This is a genomic window from Flavonifractor sp. An52 (assembly GCF_002159385.1).
Taxonomy (GTDB): domain Bacteria; phylum Bacillota; class Clostridia; order Oscillospirales; family Oscillospiraceae; genus Flavonifractor; species Flavonifractor avicola.
Window position 1 is genome coordinate 70,443 of record NZ_NFIB01000003.1, and the last position, 18,269, is coordinate 88,711.

General features: G+C 61.5%; 12 protein-coding genes. 7 read left to right on the forward strand and 5 right to left on the reverse strand.

Translation table 11 applies throughout. The features are described 5' to 3' along the window. Positions 1 to 116 precede the first annotated feature (116 nt). The 5 genes from B5G06_RS01835 to B5G06_RS01855 form a co-directional block, all read right to left on the reverse strand. Positions 117 to 3,434, reverse strand: coding sequence for a PD-(D/E)XK nuclease family protein (locus B5G06_RS01835; protein WP_087187405.1), 3,318 nt, complete (start codon positions 3,432 to 3,434; stop codon positions 117 to 119). Between the two features lie 114 nt (positions 3,435 to 3,548). Then, positions 3,549 to 3,806, reverse strand: a complete 258-nt coding sequence (locus B5G06_RS01840) for a hypothetical protein (protein ID WP_087187406.1) — start codon at positions 3,804 to 3,806, stop codon at positions 3,549 to 3,551. Positions 3,807 to 3,809: 3 nt separating this feature from the next. After that, the gene (gene guaB, locus B5G06_RS01845; RefSeq protein ID WP_087187407.1) at positions 3,810 to 5,285 is read right to left on the reverse strand and encodes an IMP dehydrogenase; all 1,476 of its coding nucleotides are present in this window, start codon (positions 5,283 to 5,285) and stop codon (positions 3,810 to 3,812) included. A 39-nt stretch (positions 5,286 to 5,324) separates the two neighbouring features. Continuing rightward, positions 5,325 to 6,077 (reverse strand): acyl-[acyl-carrier-protein] thioesterase, encoded by a 753-nt coding sequence (locus tag B5G06_RS01850; protein WP_087187408.1) that lies wholly within the window; start codon positions 6,075 to 6,077, stop codon positions 5,325 to 5,327. A gap of 3 nt (positions 6,078 to 6,080) precedes the next feature. After that, positions 6,081 to 6,698, reverse strand: coding sequence for a hypothetical protein (locus B5G06_RS01855; RefSeq protein WP_143382691.1), 618 nt, complete (start codon positions 6,696 to 6,698; stop codon positions 6,081 to 6,083). A 192-nt stretch (positions 6,699 to 6,890) separates the two neighbouring features. Between B5G06_RS01855 and spoVAD the strand changes: the two genes are divergently transcribed. From spoVAD to B5G06_RS01890, 7 genes are all read left to right on the forward strand, one after another. Then, a complete protein-coding gene (gene spoVAD / locus B5G06_RS01860; RefSeq protein WP_087187409.1) occupies positions 6,891 to 7,904 on the forward strand; it encodes a stage V sporulation protein AD in 1,014 nt (337 codons plus the stop codon). A 9-nt stretch (positions 7,905 to 7,913) separates the two neighbouring features. Next, on the forward strand, positions 7,914 to 8,282 hold the full coding sequence (spoVAE, locus tag B5G06_RS01865) for a stage V sporulation protein AE (protein ID WP_087187410.1): 369 nt from the start codon (positions 7,914 to 7,916) through the stop codon (positions 8,280 to 8,282). A 115-nt stretch (positions 8,283 to 8,397) separates the two neighbouring features. Next, positions 8,398 to 10,008: a CTP synthase gene (locus B5G06_RS01870; RefSeq protein ID WP_087187411.1), complete on the forward strand. Its 1,611-nt coding sequence runs from the start codon at positions 8,398 to 8,400 to the stop codon at positions 10,006 to 10,008. Positions 10,009 to 10,245: 237 nt separating this feature from the next. Further along, positions 10,246 to 11,577, forward strand: coding sequence for a type I glutamate--ammonia ligase (gene glnA, locus B5G06_RS01875; protein ID WP_087187412.1), 1,332 nt, complete (start codon positions 10,246 to 10,248; stop codon positions 11,575 to 11,577). Between the two features lie 41 nt (positions 11,578 to 11,618). Next, entirely contained in the window at positions 11,619 to 12,155 is a 537-nt protein-coding gene (locus B5G06_RS01880) for an ANTAR domain-containing response regulator (RefSeq protein ID WP_087187413.1), read from the forward strand. 114 nt (positions 12,156 to 12,269) lie between these two features. Beyond that, positions 12,270 to 16,808, forward strand: a complete 4,539-nt coding sequence (gene gltB / locus B5G06_RS01885) for a glutamate synthase large subunit (protein ID WP_087187414.1) — start codon at positions 12,270 to 12,272, stop codon at positions 16,806 to 16,808. Between the two features lie 2 nt (positions 16,809 to 16,810). Continuing rightward, entirely contained in the window at positions 16,811 to 18,268 is a 1,458-nt protein-coding gene (locus tag B5G06_RS01890) for a glutamate synthase subunit beta (protein WP_087187415.1), read from the forward strand. The last annotated feature ends 1 nt before the right edge of the window (position 18,269 follow it).

Consider the following 18,269-nt stretch of genomic DNA (forward strand, 5'->3'; position numbering starts at 1 on the left):
CAAAAAACGCCATAGAGTTTTAGTTCCTTTCTCTTATCTCTTAAGGAGATTTTGTGCTTGCTCGGTTGGATTTAAACACCAGGCCTTCTATAGCCTGTCCGAAACTGGAGGCAATTTTACTCTTGTTCCACAGCCGCCCAGAACTCCTCGCTCTTGACTGTGGGCAACCACCGCTTTTTATCGTTCCCCCTGCCCTCCTCAAAATGGCAGGCAGCAGCGTAGTCGCACCACTGGCAGGCATTGTGCTCCGGTCCCCGCCAGAAGGGGTCGGCGTTGATGTTGCCTGCCGCCAGTTCCTGACCGATCTCCCGCAGGATATGGTCGGTGTGCCGGGCCAGCTTGCCCAGCCGTTGGGCGGACACCAAGGCCTCGCCGGTGATCTGGCCGCTCTTATTTACCCGGATAGGCAGGAAACGGATGGGCCCCTCCTCCGGGTCCTCCATGGCGGCCACCACGGCGGGGTCGTCCAGCACCACGCCCTTGCGGCGCAGCTCCGTGTCCACCTTCTTTTGCCGTGCCTCATCGCTCATGGCCCGGCTGCCCGCCACCACTGCGTCTCTGGCGGGCAGGTAAAGGACGCCAGCCCCTGTCACATCTTGATTGTAAAGGTCTTTTCCCTCACGCTCCAGCGTGAAAAGATAGAGCAGCATCTGAAGGCCCATTCCATGCCAAATATCTGTCAAGTCAAATGACTTGCGTCCTGTCTTGTAGTCTACAATTCGCAGGTATAGCCGTCCGTCGTGAACCCAGCCGTCCACCCGGTCCACAAAGCCGGAGATACTGACGGTGATCCCGTCCACATTCAGCTCCACCGGAGGTAAATCTTTGCCGCTGCCGAAGCCCAATTCAAAAGAGATGGGCTGGAACTGAGAGGCCCGCAGCTCCTGGGCCACGTTGTCCACCACGGCGTACACCGACTTGCGAAGGCGACGGAACAGATACTGGAACCGGGGGCTCTCCCCCTCCAGTCCCCCCAGCTCTTCCTGCACATATTGCTCCACCACCTGATCGGTAATGGCACGCAGTTCCTCGGGCGACACTTCCTTCACGCCCCCCCGCTCCTGGCAGGCTTTGAGGACGTGTTCCAGCACAAAGTGGATAAAGGTACCGTACTCAGGAGCCTGGAACCCGGCGGCCCGCCGGGGCTCCGCCTTCAGTCCGTACTGCATGAAGTAGGAGAAGTGGCAGGCCTTGTACTTGTCCATTCGGGAGGCCGACATGGGCACCCGCCGCCCGTAGAGTACATCCACCGCCGGTCTTGACAGCCGCCCCCGTTCCCGGCAGGCAGCAGAGGTCATCCGCTCCACCAGGGAAGCGTACTCCGGCAGAGCCGTGAGGGCTGCCGCCGCCTGGGGGAACCGTCCAGCCAGCTCCAGCGCAGGCCGTGGGGCCGCCAGGCGGAAGGAACCGTCCAGCCTTCCCTCTTCCACCCGGCGCAGATGGGGCAGCAGGGCTTTCAGCCTTGACACCAGGAAGGCAGGGCGGTGCTCTTCTCCCTGGGCCCCTGCGGCAGACCAGCTGACATAAAACCGTTCCCGAGGCAGGGCGCAGGTCTCATAGACGATGGTCATCTCCCGGTACAGCTTGTCCCCTGTCCGTGGGGCAGGCTCCAGGCCATAGGAGGCCAGCAGGCTGCGGTCATCGTCGCTGAGCAGGCCGGGAGAGGGGGACACCGCCGGGATAGCCCCGTCGTCCACCCCCAGCAGGAACACCGCACGGTAACCCTTGTGAGCCAGCCGGGGCATTTCGCCAGCGTTCACCCGGTCCAGGGACACAGGGATGGAACCCACGTCGTACTGAGAGAGTACCAGAGAGAACAGTCTGGAGAACTCCTCCAGCTCCATGGGGGTATCCCCCAGGATCTGGGCGCACTGTTCCAGACCGCCGCACAAAATGTCCCACAGCTGGGCGTACTCCTCCGCCAGGGCGGCCTGATCCCGCTCTTGCAGTTCCTGGGTCCGCTGTGCCAGACGCTCGGGTACCCCCATAGCCTCCAGCAGGCGGTAGAGAGCCATGGCCTGGCCCTTTCCTGTCTTGTCCGGCTGCTTCCGCAGCTCCTCCAGAGGGGCGGTCACCTGCCGCCGCAGGCCGTTGAGCCGGGCCAGCAGGGCGGTGTCCTCCTCGGTGAATTTGCGCCCATAGCCCTTGGGGTGGTTGGTCCAGTCCTTTTTGCCGGTCCAGGCACTTCCCTCCAGACCCCAGGTCAGGGCATAGTTTTCCAACAGATCTACATCCTCCTGACTCAAATCAGTGAGGCCGGTTTTGAGGCAGCGGAAGAGATCGTCGTACCGGTAGCCCCCGGATACGGTATCCAGTGCCGCAGTAATGAAGGTTAGGATGGGCTTTTCCAGGATGTCACTCATGCGGCTGAGAAATACCGGTACCCCGTAGCGGGCAAACACCGTTTCAATGGTGGGTCCATACCCCTCCATGCTGCGGGCACACACGGCGATGTCCCGGAAGCGATAGCCCTCCTCCCGCACCAGGCGCAGGATCTCCGCCGCCGTCCACTCCACCTCGGAGTAGGGGGTGTTGGCGGTAAAGAGGGTGATTTCCTCCCCACCTTCCTCCAGAGGGGCAGGGCGGGCAGCAAACAGTTGTCCTTCCACATGGGCCAGGGCAACTCTTCGGCCGGTCCGGTCCCCCGTCAGCACCTCCACCTGAGCAGGCACGCCTCGGTCCTTGGCCAGCCGCAGCAACTGCCGGGCAGTACGCCGGGCGGGGGAAAAGATACCGGTACCCCCCTCATCCTCCTCCAGCTTATCGCAGGTCAAGGCCACCGTCACCGAGGCACCCTTATCCAGCAGGGCGGAAAGCATCTGCCGCTCCTGAGGGGTAAAGTCGGTGAAGGCATCCACATAGAAGTCCTTGCCCACCGCCCATTTGGTCCGGGTCAGCTGCTCAGCCAGCCGGGTCAGCTTGTCCCTGGGATCGGCCCACCGTTGGGCGGTCAAGGCCTCATAAGCGCCAAAGATAAGGGAGAGGTCGGTGAGCTTGTCCCCCTCCCCGCCTCCGGTATCGCTGCCAGCCTCCCACAGCTGTTCCGGGGTAATGCAGCAGCTTTTCAATTCGTCCACCGTGGCCAGCAGACTGCTGAGAAAGGCAGGCTTGCGGGAGGGCCGCTGGTAAACCTTGAGCTGATCGGACACCGATTTGAGGGCGGTATACAGCAGCAGCAGCCGTCCTCCCTGGTCCAGCGTAGGCGCGGCCAGACCGCCGTGGGCAGAGAACACCCGGTTAGCAAGCCGTGTGAAGGAGAGCACCTCAGCGTGGAGAGAGACCGCGTTTCCGCCAATGGCACACAGCTGCCGTTCCATGTCGTGGGAGTGCTGCTCGGGCACGATGAGAACCTGTGGCCGGGTAGCCGCCCCCATAGCGGTAAGCATGGCGTAGGTCTTGCCGGTGCCCGCCCGGCCCAACAGCAGCTTGAGCATGGTACTCCCTCCTTTTTGGTCAGTGGTGAGATTATAGCATATTTACCGCTCCCACACAATGCACCGCGCACAAAAGGGGACTGCCGCAAAGGCGGCAGTCCCCTTTTTGGTACTTTACCGAACGCCGTAAGTCTCCCACAGCGCCAGGGTATTCTGATTCATGAGCTTTTCCCCAAACAACTCCCGGAACTGAGCCGTCTTTTGCTTCCCCTGGGCCTTCAATGCCTCCATTTTGGCGGCAATCTCGCTCTGGCGGGCGATCAGGCGCTCATAGGCATTTTCAAAGGCGGCCAGACGGGCAGCGGCAGCTTCGCTCTGCTCCGACGGGATACTCCAGCGACCGGAAGAATCCTTTTCGGTGATACGCTCCATACCTTACTGGGGATTGACGGTATAGTTGGGAGCTTCCTTGGTGATATAGATATCGTGGGGATGGGACTCCTTCAGACCGGCAGCGGTGATCTGCATGAACTGAGCCTTGGTGTGCAGCTCCTCGATGTTGTGGCAGCCGGTGTAGCCCATGCCGGCCCGCAGGCCGCCGGTGAGCTGGTAGATGGTGTCGCCGGTCAGCCCCTTGTAGGGCACGCGGCCTTCCACGCCTTCGGGCACCAGCTTCTTGTTGTTCTGCTGGAAGTAACGGTCCTTGGAGCCGCAAGCCATGGCACCCAGAGAACCCATGCCGCGGTAGACCTTGAACTGACGGCCCTGATAGACCTCGGTGTCCCCGGGGGACTCCTCACAGCCGGCCAGCAGGGAGCCCAGCATGACCACGTTGGCGCCGGCGGCCAGAGCTTTGGCGATATCACCGGAGTACTTCACGCCGCCGTCGGCGATGATGGGAATGTCGTACTCAGCAGCCACACGGGCGGCATCATAGACAGCGGTGATCTGGGGCACGCCGATACCGGCCACCACGCGGGTGGTACAGATGGAGCCGGGGCCAATACCGATCTTCACGCAGTCGGCGCCAGCCTCAATGAGGGCGCGGGTACCCTCGGCGGTAGCCACGTTGCCGGCGATCAGCTGCACGTCGGGGTAGACGGCCTTGATGCGGCGGACACAGTCCAGAATATTGTGGGAGTGGCCGTGGGCGGAATCCAGGCACAGTACATCGGCGCCGGCATCCACCAGAGCGCGCACACGATCCAGCACGTCGGAGGTGACGCCGATGGCGGCGCCCACCAGCAGGCGGCCCTTGTCGTCGCGGGCGGAGTTGGGATACACGGTGGCCTTCTCAATGTCCTTGATGGTGATGAGGCCCTTCAGGCGGTACTCGTCGTCCACGATGGGCAGCTTCTCAATCTTGTGCTTGCGGAGGATTTCCTTGGCCTCCTCCAGGGTGACGCCCTCCTTGGCGGTGACCAGGTTGTCCTTGGTCATGACGTTGTCCACCAGCTGGCTCATGTCGGTCTCAAACTTCATGTCCCGGTTGGTGATGATACCGATGAGCTTGCCGTCCTTACAGATGGGCACGCCGGAGATCCGGTACTTGGCCATCAGGGCGTCGGCCTCGGCCAGCGTATGGCCGGGAGCCAGCCAGAAGGGGTTGGTGATAACGCCGTTCTCACTGCGCTTGACCATGTCCACCTGCTCAGCCTGAGCACCGATGGACATATTCTTGTGGATGATGCCGATGCCGCCTTCACGGGCAATGGCGATGGCCATGCGGTACTCGGTCACCGTGTCCATGGCAGCGCTCATCAGGGGCACATTCAGTTTGATTTTGCGGGTGAGTCTGGTGTGCAGGTCGATGTCCGCAGGCAGAACGTCGCTCTCCGCGGGGATGAGCAGCACGTCGTCAAAGGTAAGGCCCTGCTTCAGAAACTTCTGGTGCTCGTCAGTGTTGACCATAGTGCATCTCCTTTTTCTTTTTATAAAATTTTACCTATTCTACTTGATTGCAGACGCTCTGTCAAGTGGCGTCAGGGTAACCGCACCTTCAAAACGGCTTTTTCCAGCCGTATCAGCGCCCCGGACATATCGCAGGCCATCCTGCTCCCCGGTAAAGAGGGTTATGGTCTCACCCGCCATACACTCCGCCAGATAGTCCACCTGGAGGGCAGAGACGTAAAAATCCTGCCCCAGCTGATCCATTCGGATGGCATCGCAGATGAAGTCGGCATAGCGAACATTGTTCACATGACCGTTGATATCGGTATCGCTGTAGTGCATAGCCCGATGATCCGCCGCCGCCATCTCCTGGGGCAGCTTGAACCGGGAGAGGCTCTTGTCCTTACACAACTCGCCCCCGTCGGTACCCTGGAACTCCTCTATCTTGCTCATACGGGCCAGGCGGTGGGTATCCGCGTCGGCCAGCACCCATACAGACACCGCTTCACCTACCGGCTTACCGTCCACAAACAGGTCAAAATCCCGGTAGCTGGAGGCGCCGCTGCCGCCCCGGTGCCAGGTGCGGATGCTGAGGGTCTCATTCCACTTCAGTGGCCGGTCCAGCCGGTACCACATCCGGGCCAGCATCCAAAACAGATTGTACTTTTCCATCATCTCCGGCCGGGAGGCATGGAGCTCGCAGGCCGCGGCCACCGCCGCCTCCTGCAAAATGCCCATCAGGCCGGAGGGCTTACAGTGGTTCCAGGGGTCCACATCCCGGGAATCAATGGGGTAGCCGCCCTCAAAATACACCGCTTACCCCTCCTTTTTACCACGGATGACCAGCTTTGTCTTGCAGCAGATGTCGTCAATGTCATTGTCGGTAGCCGCCGGGATACGCATGGCAGCTCCGCAGTCGGCACAGAAGAGATCAATGGAGCTGTAGTTGACCTGGAGCTTCCAGCGGTGGGACCCGCAGGTGCAGGAAATACCGTCCCGCTGGGCAATCTCCTTCAGCTCGGAGAGCACCTCGTGCATCACCAGCTCGTCCAAAAAGGCGCCTTTCTCCTCCCCTTCCGCCCGCTCCAGCTTATCGGCGGCGGCCTCCAGCCGCTGGAGGGCAGCAAATACCGGACCTTCTTCACCCACATAGCAGCAGTCCAGGCCGGACTGGGCGCAGGAAAAGGCCAGCACCTTCTGGTGTAAGAACGCCTGGGTGGAGCAGGTCACGGTGTGGTCCCGGCCGCAGGAGAGGCAGGGCACCGTCAATCTCACCCGATCCCCCATCATCTCCACCCGAAGGGCAGACTTGCCGCAGGGACAGGGCAGTTCATTGGCGGACGCCGCCAGTTGAAACACCGTACGCTCCACCGCTACACTCCGGTGGCAGGAAGGGCACAGATAGGCCAGGGTACGTTTGGATTGTTCTTCCATAGCGGACCTCCCGTTCGGCCCGTAAGGCCGGTTGTGCCGGTGACCCGGCAATATATATGTTACATTATAACGCAAACAGGACGGATTGACCAGCCAGTCCGCCTACAAAATCCAGAGTCATATTTTGCGTACTTTTCGTTCAAAATAGTATTTGTCAGGCGGACAGCCGCCCAAGCAAACAGAGGTGAGGATATGGCAAACAAAAAACTGGGCCGGCAGACCGTGGCCCTGCAGGACCCGCCTTCGGTCATCGGCAGCGCCGCCGTGGTGGGCAAAAAAGAAGGGGAAGGTCCTCTGGCCGCCACCTTCGATCACATCAGTCAGGACGATTCCTTTGGAGAACGGAGCTGGGAAAAGGCGGAGAGCGCCATGCAGAAGCTGGCCCTGGCCGCCGCGCTCAGCAAGGCTGGCCTCAGTGTATCCGGTCTGGACTACCTGCTGGCGGGAGATCTGCTCAACCAGTGTATCGGCTCCGGCTTTGCCGTCCGGGGACAGGACGTGCCCTTCTTTGGGCTGTACGGGGCCTGCTCCACCATGGCGGAGAGTCTGTCCCTGGCCTCCATGCTGCTGGACGGGGGATACGGCACAAAGATCGCGGCCATGACCTCCTCCCACTTCTGCTCCGCCGAGCGGCAGTACCGCACCCCCCTGGAATATGGGGGCCAGCGCACTCCTACCGCCCAGTGGACGGTGACCGGGTCGGGCTGCGTCATTCTGGCCGACCAGGGGCCGGGGCCCTATATCACCCACGTCACCACCGGCAAAGTGGTGGACAAGGGCATCAAGGACGCGGCCAATATGGGCGCCGCTATGGCGCCCGCCGCCTATTCCACGCTCTCAGCCCATTTTCAGGACACGGGCCGCAAGCCCTCCGACTACGATCTGATCGTCACCGGCGATTTGGGTCAGCTGGGCCGTGACATTGTGGCCGACTGGTTTCACCGGGATGGCATGGACCTGAAAAACTTCAATGACTGCGGCACCCTGATCTACGATCTGGAGGGGCAGGACGTCCACTGCGGTGGCTCCGGCTGCGGCTGCTCGGCAGTGGTGCTGGCAGGGATGCTCCTTAACGGTATGGCAGGAGGCCGCTGGAAACGTATCCTGTTCTGCGGCACCGGCGCTCTCCTCTCTCCCACCTCCTCCCAGCAGGGGGAGAGCATCCCCGCCATCTGCCATGCGGTGGCGCTGGACATCAGAAAGTGAGGTATATCCATGGAGATTTTCTGGACCTATGCCCGGGTCTTTCTCTGCGGCGGGACCCTCTGCCTCATCGGGCAGATTCTCATTGACAAGACCTCCCTCACCCCCGCCCGCATCCTGGTCTCCTATGTGGTGGCCGGGGTAATTCTGGGCGGACTTGGGATCTACCCCTGGCTGGTAGAGTGGGGCGGAGCAGGAGCCACCGTGCCCCTCACCGGCTTCGGCTATCTGCTGTCCAAGGGTGTGGCGGAGGCAGTGGCTGAAAAGGGAGCCCTGGGCATTCTAACCGGCGGCATCACTGCCGCAGCAGGCGGGATCACCGCCGCGGTGCTTTTCGGCCTGCTAGGGGCGCTGCTCTTCAAATCCCGTCCAAAATCTTGACAAACCGTCCCTGTGGTGGTAAAGTATCCGCCGTGAACGAGGGCGTTCCATGAAATGAGGCCGTACTGCCTCCTTTGATGGACGCCCTCGCTTTTTATTGTCAGGAGGGGATTGGATGACAAAGTATATTTTTGTGACCGGCGGCGTGGTTTCTGGTTTAGGCAAGGGCATTACGGCCGCTTCCCTGGGCCGGCTGCTGAAGGCCCGGGGGCTGAAGGTAGCCGCTCAGAAACTGGACCCGTATATCAACGTGGACCCGGGCACCATGAGCCCCTATCAGCACGGCGAGGTCTTTGTAACCGAGGATGGGGCGGAGACCGACCTGGATCTGGGCCACTATGAGCGCTTTATTGACGAGGATCTGAATCAGTTCTCCAACCTGACCACCGGCCGGGTCTATTCCAACGTGATTGCCAAGGAGCGCCGGGGAGAATATCTGGGCAAGACGGTGCAGGTCATCCCCCACATCACCGACGAAATCAAGCGTTTTATCTACGCTGTAGGCCGAAAAACAAACGCGGATGTGGTGATTACCGAGATCGGCGGCACCACCGGCGATATGGAGAGCCAGCCCTTTTTGGAGGCCATCCGTCAGGTAGGCCGAGAGGTGGGACAGGGCAACGCCCTCTACATTCATGTAACCCTGGTTCCCTACCTGAAGGCCTCCGGCGAACACAAGTCCAAGCCCACCCAGCACTCGGTCAAAGAATTGCAGGGCATGGGTATCTCTCCCGACCTCATCGTGCTGCGGTGCGACGAGCCGATTACCGGCCGCAGTATTTTTGAAAAGATTGCCGGGTTCTGCAACGTGAAGCCGGACTGCGTTATTGAAAATGTTACCCTCCCCACCCTCTATGAGGCTCCTCTGATGCTGGAGGCCGCTGGTTTTTCCTCCGTGGTGTGTCGGGAGCTGGGACTGGAGGCCCCCACACCCGACCTGGCCGAGTGGACCGCCCTGGTGGAACAGATCAAAGGTCTGCGCTCCACTGTCACCATCGGCCTGGTTGGCAAATATGTACAGCTCCACGATGCCTATCTGTCAGTAGCCGAGGCTCTCCGCCACGCCGGATATCCCTTGGGAGCAAGGATCGACATTCGCTGGATCGACTCGGAGACCGTCACCGAAGAAAATTACACCCAGGTACTGGAGGATCTGGACGGCATTCTGGTGCCCGGCGGCTTTGGCGCCCGAGGCATCGAGGGCATGATCCTGGCCGCCCGGTATGCCCGGGAACACCAGGTCCCCTATCTGGGTATCTGCCTGGGGATGCAGGTGGCGGTCATCGAGTTTGCCCGCCATGTGGCCGGGTTGACAGACGCCCACTCCGGTGAGTTTGAACCTCAGTGCCCCCACAAGGTCATTGACTTTATGCCCGGCCAGAGCGACGAGATTGACAAGGGCGGCACCCTGCGGCTGGGGGCCTATCCCTGCGCCGTCCAGCCCGGAACCACGCTGGACCACTGCTACGGTGCGCCCCTGATCCAGGAGCGGCACCGCCACCGCTATGAATTCAATAACCAATTCCGGGAGACGCTCACTGAGGCCGGACTGGTGCTCAGCGGCCTGTCCCCCGACGCCCGGCTGGTGGAAGCTGTGGAACTGCCCAGCAGCCCCTTTTATGTGGGCGTGCAGTACCATCCGGAGTTTAAGAGCCGCCCCAATCGTCCTCATCCCCTGTTCCACGGCTTCGTGGCCGCTGCCGCTCATTGCCATCGTCAGGCCTGATCTCCCGCTTATGCAAGTCTATATATCGCTAGTTGCATAAAATTTAGCTTGTCAAAGCATCCCGTTTACAGTTATCTTTCCTAAATTCATTTGTACCACCAATTTCCTATTGACAAAAACAGCTGTCCACACTATACTTACACCATCAGTTGAGAACGAAGGCGTTCCAACCCGGCCAGGGTGGGAGCGCCTTCTTCTTTTTCTTTCAATTTGAAAGAAGGAAAGGAGATACCTGCAATGTCGTACACCAAGGAAGACATCATCCGCATCGTCCACGAGGAGGATATCGAATTTATCCGCCTCCAGTTCACCGACATCTTTGGTCAGCTGAAGAATGTGGCCATCACCGCCTCCCAGATTGAGAAGGCGGTCAACAATCAAATCATGTTCGACGGTTCCTCCATCGAGGGTTTCGTCCGTATCGACGAGTCTGACCAGTATCTCTATCCTGATCTGAACTCCTTCGTGGTCTTTCCCTGGCGGCCCAGCCACGGCAAAGTGGCCCGTCTGATCTGCGATGTCCATAACCCCGACGGCACTCCCTTTGTGGGCGATCCCCGCGGCACTCTGAAGCGTGTCCTCCAGCGTGCTAAGGACATGGGCTACGATGCCTTTAACGTAGGCCCCGAGGCCGAGTTCTTCCTGTTCCAGACCGACGACGAGGGCCGTCCCACCACCAAGACCAACGACGAGGCGGGCTACTTCGATCTGGGCCCCCTGGACCACGGCGAGGGCACCCGCCGGGAGATCTGTATGGCCCTGGAGCAGATGGGCTTCGAGATCGAGGCCAGCCACCACGAAGTGGCCGCAGGTCAGCACGAGATCGACTTCAAGTACGAGGAAGCCCTTCACGCTGCCGACAACATTATGACCTTCAAGCTGGCGGTCAAGACCCTGGCCCAGAAGAACGGCCTTCACGCCACCTTTATGCCAAAGCCCATCTTCGGCATAAACGGCTCGGGAATGCACACCAATATGTCCCTGTTCCGGGGCGGCAAGAACGCATTCTACGATCCCAGTGACGAGCGGGGCCTGTCCAAGGAAGCCTACTCCTTCATCGCCGGTCTGCTGGCCCATGTGAAGGGCATGGCCGCCGTAACCAACCCTCTGGTCAACTCTTACAAGCGTCTGGTGCCCGGCTACGAGGCTCCCTGCTACCTGGCCTGGTCCGCCTCCAACCGCTCCGCCCTCATCCGCATCCCCGCCTCCCGCGGCCAGTCCACCCGTGTGGAGCTCCGCTCCCCCGACCCGGCCTGCAACCCCTACCTGGAACTGGCCGTCTGCCTGGCCGCCGGTCTGGACGGCATTGAGAAGGGCATGGTTCCCCCGGCGGAGGTCACTGAGAACATCTTTGTGATGGATCAGGCCACCCGCGAGGCCCACGGCATCGACTCCCTGCCCGGCTCCCTGGAGGAGGCCATCCAGGCTATGAAGGCCGACTCCCTCATTATGGACACTCTGGGCGAGCACATTACCAGCAACTATCTGGCCGGCAAGGAAGCCGAATGGGATGAGTACCGCACCCGTGTATCCTCCTGGGAGCGGGAGAAGTACATCATCAACTATTGATTTCTCAGCAACACCCTCCTCACAGTTGGGAGTGATGATCCATGGAACAGGTGATCGTTGCCTTTGAAAATACCAAAAGCGCAAGCCGCATCAAGGAGATCCTGGAGACCTCAGGCACGGCCTCCTGTATTCTCTGCAAGACTGCCGACCAGGTCCGCCGCACGGCAAATAAACTCCACATCACCGCAGTGATCTGCGGCTTCAAGCTGGCTGATCAGAGCGTGGAGGCTCTGGCAGGCGATCTGCCCTCCTCCTGTGCCGTCCTGGTTCTGGCCTCCCAGAACCTGCTGGACCTGCTGCAGAACGACGATCTCTTCCAGCTGCCCGCCCCGGTATCCAAAGGGGACCTGACCGCATCGGTGCGGATGCTTCTCCAGATGGGGCGGCGGCTGGAGCGGGCCCTGCGGCCCCGCCGCTCCCCGGAGGAGCTGGAAGTCATTCAGCAGGCCAAGGCCCTGCTGATGGACCGCAACGGCATGACAGAAGAGCAGGCCCACCGCTTTTTACAGAAGTCCAGTATGGACAACGGTACAAAATTGCTTCAGACTGCCCAAATGGTACTGGACAGCGCAGAATAGGGCAAACTAAACAGGACGAGACAATGCAGTCTCACGGCGGCAGTCGGGGACGTACTGCCGCCGTTTTTTACTACCGTCCCACTGCCCAAACTCACCCGGAAAGGGGAATGAACCATGAAAACAGAAGGCTATCCGCCCCGGGGACTCTATCACCCCGCCTTTGAACACGACAGCTGCGGTATCGGGGCCGTGGTGGACATCCAGGGCAAACCCAGCCACCAGACAGTGGACGACGCACTGAAAATTGTGGAGAAGCTGGAACACCGCGCCGGCAAGGACGCCGAGGGCAAGACCGGCGACGGCGTGGGTATTTTGGTCCAGATCTCCCACCGCTTTTTCTCCAAGGCTGCCCAGGCGGCAGGCATCCAGCTGCCCGGACCCCGGGATTACGGCGTTGGTATGTTTTTCTTCCCCCAGGATACCCTGAAGCGGGGGCAGGCCAGAAAGATGTTCGAGGTCATCGCCGAGAAGGAGGGCCTCACCTTCCTGGGCTGGCGGGACGTACCGGTGTGCCCCGAGATCCTGGGGCAAAAGGCCCGGGACAAGATGCCTGTCATCCAGCAGGCTTTTGTGGCCCGCCCGACAGACACTGAACAGGGCCTGCCTTTCGACCGGAAGCTCTATATCGCCCGCCGGGTGTTTGAGCAATCCAACGACAACACCTATGTGCCCTCCCTGTCCAGCCGCACCATTGTTTATAAAGGAATGTTCCTGGTGGACCAGCTGCGGAAGTTCTATCCCGACCTGCAGAGCAAGGACTACCAGTCCGCCATTGCCCTAGTTCACTCCCGATTCTCCACCAACACCAATCCCTCCTGGGAGCGGGCCCACCCCAACCGGCTCATGGCCCACAACGGCGAAATCAACACCATTCGCGGCAACGTGGACCGGATGCTGGCCCGGGAGGAGACTATGTCCTCTCCCCTGCTGGATGATCAGATGGACAAGGTGCTGCCGGTGGTCAATGTCAACGGCTCCGACTCCGCCATGCTGGACAACACCCTGGAGTTCCTCATGATGGCGGGCATGGACCTGCCTCTGGCCGTTATGGCCTGTATCCCGGAGCCCTGGATGGAGGACAAGGCCATCTCCCGGTCCAAGCGGGATCTGTACCAATATTACGCCACCCTGATGGAGCCCTGGGACGGCCCGGCCTCCATCCTCTTCTCCGACGGCGACGTGGTAGGGGCGGTGCTGGACCGCAACGGCCTGCGGCCTTCCCGGTATTATGTCACCCGGGACAGGCGGCTCATCCTCTCCTCCGAGGTGGGCGTACTGGATATCCCGGCGGAGCAGATCGTGGAGAAATCCCGGCTCCAGCCCGGTCGGATGCTGCTGGTGGACACCACCCAGGGCCGCATCATCGGCGACGACGAGCTGAAGGAATCCTATGCCGCCCGGCAGCCCTACGGCGAGTGGCTAGACCGCAACCTGCTTCATTTAAAGGATCTGCCCATTCCCAACCGCCGGGTAGAGCGCCACACCAGAGAAGGGCTTCACCGCCTCCAGAAGGCCTTTGGCTACACCTATGAGGATGTGCGCAACACCATCCTCCCCATGGCCCGCACCGGTGCCGAGCCTACTGCCGCCATGGGCACCGACATTCCTCTGGCGGTGCTGGACCACAAGGATCAGCCCCTGTTCAGCTACTTCAAGCAGCTCTTTGCCCAGGTGACCAACCCGCCTATCGACGCCATTCGTGAGGAGATCGTCACCGACACCACTGTCTATGTGGGCGACGACGGCAATCTGCTCTCTGAAACGGCGGATAACTGCCGGGTACTTCAGATCCACAACCCCATCCTCACCTCCACCGATATGATGAAAATCAAGGCCATGAACCAGCCCGGCTTCCAGGTGGAAACGGTGTCCATTCTCTACTATAAGAACACCCCCTTGGACCGGGCCCTGGACCATCTGGCGCTGGCAGTGGACCGCGCCTGGCGAAAGGGCGCCAACATCATTATTCTCTCCGACCGGGGTGTGGATGAGAACCATGTGGCCATCCCCTCCCTGCTGGCAGTATCCGCCATGGAGCAGCACCTGATCCGCACCAAGAAGCGCACCGCCGTCTCCATCCTGCTGGAGTCCGCCGAGCCCCGGGACGTCCACCACTTTGCCACCCTGCTGGGTTACGGCGCCCGGGCCATCAACCCCTACCTGGCGGAGGAGACCATTGTGGAGCTCATCGAGGAAGGCCTGCTGGACAAGGACTACCACACCGCCGTGGCCGACTACAACGCCGCCATTCTCCACGGCATCGTAAAGATCGCCTCCAAGATGGGCATTTCCACCCTCCAGTCCTATCAATCCGCCCAGATCTTTGAGGCCATCGGCATCAACAAGACGGTCATTGACAAATACTTCACCAATACCGTCTCCCGGGTGGGCGGCATCGGCCTGACCGAGATCGCCGCCATGGTGGACCGCAACCACTCCAAGGCCTATGACCCGCTGGGGCTGGGGGCCGATCCTACCCTAGACTCTCTGGGCGCCCACAAGGCCCGGTCCGGCGGTGAGGACCATATGTACAATCCCCAGACCATCCACCTGCTCCAGCAGGCCACCCGCCGGGGGGACTACGATCTGTTCAAGCAATACACCGCCCAGGTGGACGACGAAACCAGTCCCCACACCCTCCGCGGCCTGCTGGACATGAAATACGCCGACACTCCCCTGCCTCTGGACCAGGTAGAGAGCGTGGACTCCATTGTCAAGCGCTTCAAGACCGGCGCCATGAGCTACGGCTCCATCTCCCGGGAGGCCCACGAGTGTCTGGCCCAGGCCATGAATCTGCTGGGGGGCAAATCCAACTCCGGCGAGGGCGGCGAGGAGCCCGACCGGCTGAAAGATCCCGCCCGCAACTCCGCCATCAAGCAGGTGGCTTCCGGCCGATTCGGCGTCACCAGTGAATATCTGGTATCCGCCAAGGAGATCCAGATCAAGATGGCGCAGGGCGCCAAGCCCGGTGAGGGCGGCCACCTGCCCGCCGGTAAGGTATACCCCTGGATCGCCCGGTGCCGTCACTCCACCCCCGGCGTCACCCTCATCTCTCCCCCGCCCCACCACGACATCTACTCCATTGAGGATCTGGCCCAGCTGATCTACGACCTGAAGTGCGCCAACCGTCAGGCCCGCATCTCGGTGAAGCTGGTCAGCGAGGCAGGCGTGGGCACCATCGCCGCCGGCGTGGCCAAGGCCGGCGCTCAGGTGGTACTGGTGTCCGGCTATGACGGCGGTACCGGCGCCGCCCCCCGCACCTCCATCCACAACGCCGGTCTGCCCTGGGAGCTGGGCCTGGCGGAAACCCATCAGACTCTGATCCAGAACGGCCTGCGGTCCCGGGTGGTGGTGGAAACCGACGGCAAGCTGATGAGCGGCCGGGATGTGGCCATTGCCTGTATGCTGGGCGCCGAGGAGTTCGGCTTTGCCACCGCTCCCCTGGTGACCATGGGCTGCGTCATGATGCGGGTGTGCAATCTGGACACCTGCCCTGTAGGCGTTGCCACCCAAAACCCTGAGCTGCGTAAGCGCTTTGCCGGCAAGCCGGAATATGTGGTCAACTTCATGCGCTTTATCGCCCAGGAACTGCGGGAGCATATGGCCAAGCTGGGTGTGCGCACTGTGGAGGAGCTGGTGGGCCGCACCGACCTTCTGGCCATCCGCAGCCCGGCAGTCAATGACCGGGCCGCCACCGTAGACCTGTCCGCCATTCTGGACAACCCCTATGTAGGCGCGGAAAAGGCCCACTTTGATCCCGCCGACGTCTATGACTTCCATCTGGAGGATACTGTGGACCTGAAGGTGCTGGAGCGCAAGCTGGGCAGCGCACTGGCTCAGGGTGCTCCCAAGCGTCTGGAAGTGGCGGTCTCCTCCACCGACCGGGCGGTGGGCACCATTCTGGGCTCCGACATTACCCGTCTCCACGGCGACAGCCTGCCCGGCGGCACCTTTACGGTCAAGTGCACCGGCGGCGGCGGCCAGTCCTTCGGCGCTTTCCTGCCCAAGGGCCTGACTCTGGAGCTGGAGGGCGACGCCAACGACTACCTGGGCAAGGGCCTCTCCGGCGGCCGTCTGGTGGTCTATCCCCCCAAGGACAGCACCTTTGATCCCGCGAAAAACATCCTGGTAGGCAACGTAGCCCTCTACGGCGCCACCAGCGGCCAGGCCTACCTGAACGGCGTGGCGGGCGAGCGTTTCTGTGTCCGCAACTCGGGCGCCACCGCCGTGGTGGAGGGCGTGGGCGACCACGGCTGCGAGTATATGACCGGCGGCCGGGTGGTGGTGCTGGGTCCCACCGGCAAGAACTTTGCCGCCGGTATGAGCGGCGGCGTGGCCTATGTACTGGATGAGCACCGGGACCTGTACCTGCGGCTCAACAAGGCTCTGGTATCCATGGAGCCGGTCACGGAGAAGCACGACGCCGCCGAGCTGCGGGAGCTGATCCAGGCCCACGCCGACGCCACCGGCTCGGCCAAGGCAAGCTGTATTTTGGCTCACTTTGAGGATTATCTGCCTCTGTTCAAGAAGATCCTGCCCCACGACTACGACCGGATGCTGCGCACCATCGCCCAGTATGAGGAGAAGGGCATGAGCCGGGAGGAGGCCCAGGTAGAGGCCTTCTATGTCAATACCCACCAGAAGGGGGAATAACCATGGGAAAACCCACAGGATTTATGGAATATCAGCGCAGGGGGAATCCCTCTGAGACCCCTCTGGAGCGCATCAAGCACTACAACGAGTTTCACCCCCGGCTGGGCCGGGACGACCGGCGGCGGCAGGGCGCCCGGTGTATGGAGTGCGGCGTGCCCTTCTGTCAGTCGGGGGCGGTACTGAACGGCATGGTGTCCGGCTGTCCCCTCCACAACCTGATCCCCGAGTGGAACGACCTGGTGTACACCGGCAACTTTACCCATGCACTGGAACGGCTTTTAAAGACCAATAACTTCCCTGAGTTTACCGGCCGGGTGTGTCCCGCTCTGTGCGAGGCGGCCTGCACCTGCGGTCTCCATGGAGACCCGGTTACCGTAAAGGATAATGAGCTGGGTATCATCGAGGACGCCTGGGACCGGGGCCTCATGTCCCCCCGTCCCCCCAAAGCCCGCACCGGCAAAAAGGTGGCGGTGGTTGGTTCCGGCCCCGCCGGTCTGGCCTGTGCCGATCAGCTGAACCGCCGGGGCCACAGCGTTACCGTCTTTGAGCGGGAGGATCGGCCCGGAGGCCTTTTGATGTACGGCATTCCAAACATGAAGCTGGAAAAGCCGGTGGTCCAGCGGCGGCTGGACAAGATGGCCGCTGAGGGAATCACGTTCCGCACCGGCGTGGATGTGGGCAAGGACCTCAGCCCGGAGCAGCTGCGGCGGGACTTTGACGCAGTTGTGCTGTGCTGCGGCGCTGCCCAGCCCCGGGATCTGGCCATTCCCGGCCGGGAGCTGGACGGGGTGTGGTTCGCGGTGGACTTTTTAAAGGAGACCACCCGTTCCCTGCTGACCCACGATCTGGCCGAGGGCACCTACCCCTCCGCCAAGGGCAAGCACGTTGTCATCGTGGGCGGCGGCGACACCGGCAACGACTGCGTTGGCACCTGCATCCGCCACGACTGTGCCAGCGTAACCCAGCTGGAGATGATGCCCAAAGCCCCCGATCAGCGGGCAGAAAATAACCCCTGGCCGGAGTGGCCAAGGGTGTGCAAGACCGATTACGGCCAGGAGGAGGCCATCGCCCTCTTTGGCCACGATCCCCGGGTCTATGAGACCACTGTGGCCGAATTGATGGGTGACGAGCACGGCAAGCTGAAGGCAGTGAAAACCGTCAAGCTGGGTCCCGACCACCAGCCCATCCCTGGCACCGAGGCGGTACTGGACTGCGAGCTGCTCCTCATTGCCGCCGGATTCCTGGGACCCCAGGACTATGTACCCCAGGTGTTCGGGCTGGAACGTACCCCCCACTCCTGTGTCAAAACGGCGGAAGGCGGCTACGCCACCACCGTTCCCGGCGTCTTTGCCGCTGGCGATATGCGCCGGGGCCAGTCCCTGGTGGTGTGGGCCATCCGGGAGGGCCGGGAGGCCGCCCGGGATGTGGACCAGTATTTGATGGGATACACCAATCTATAAA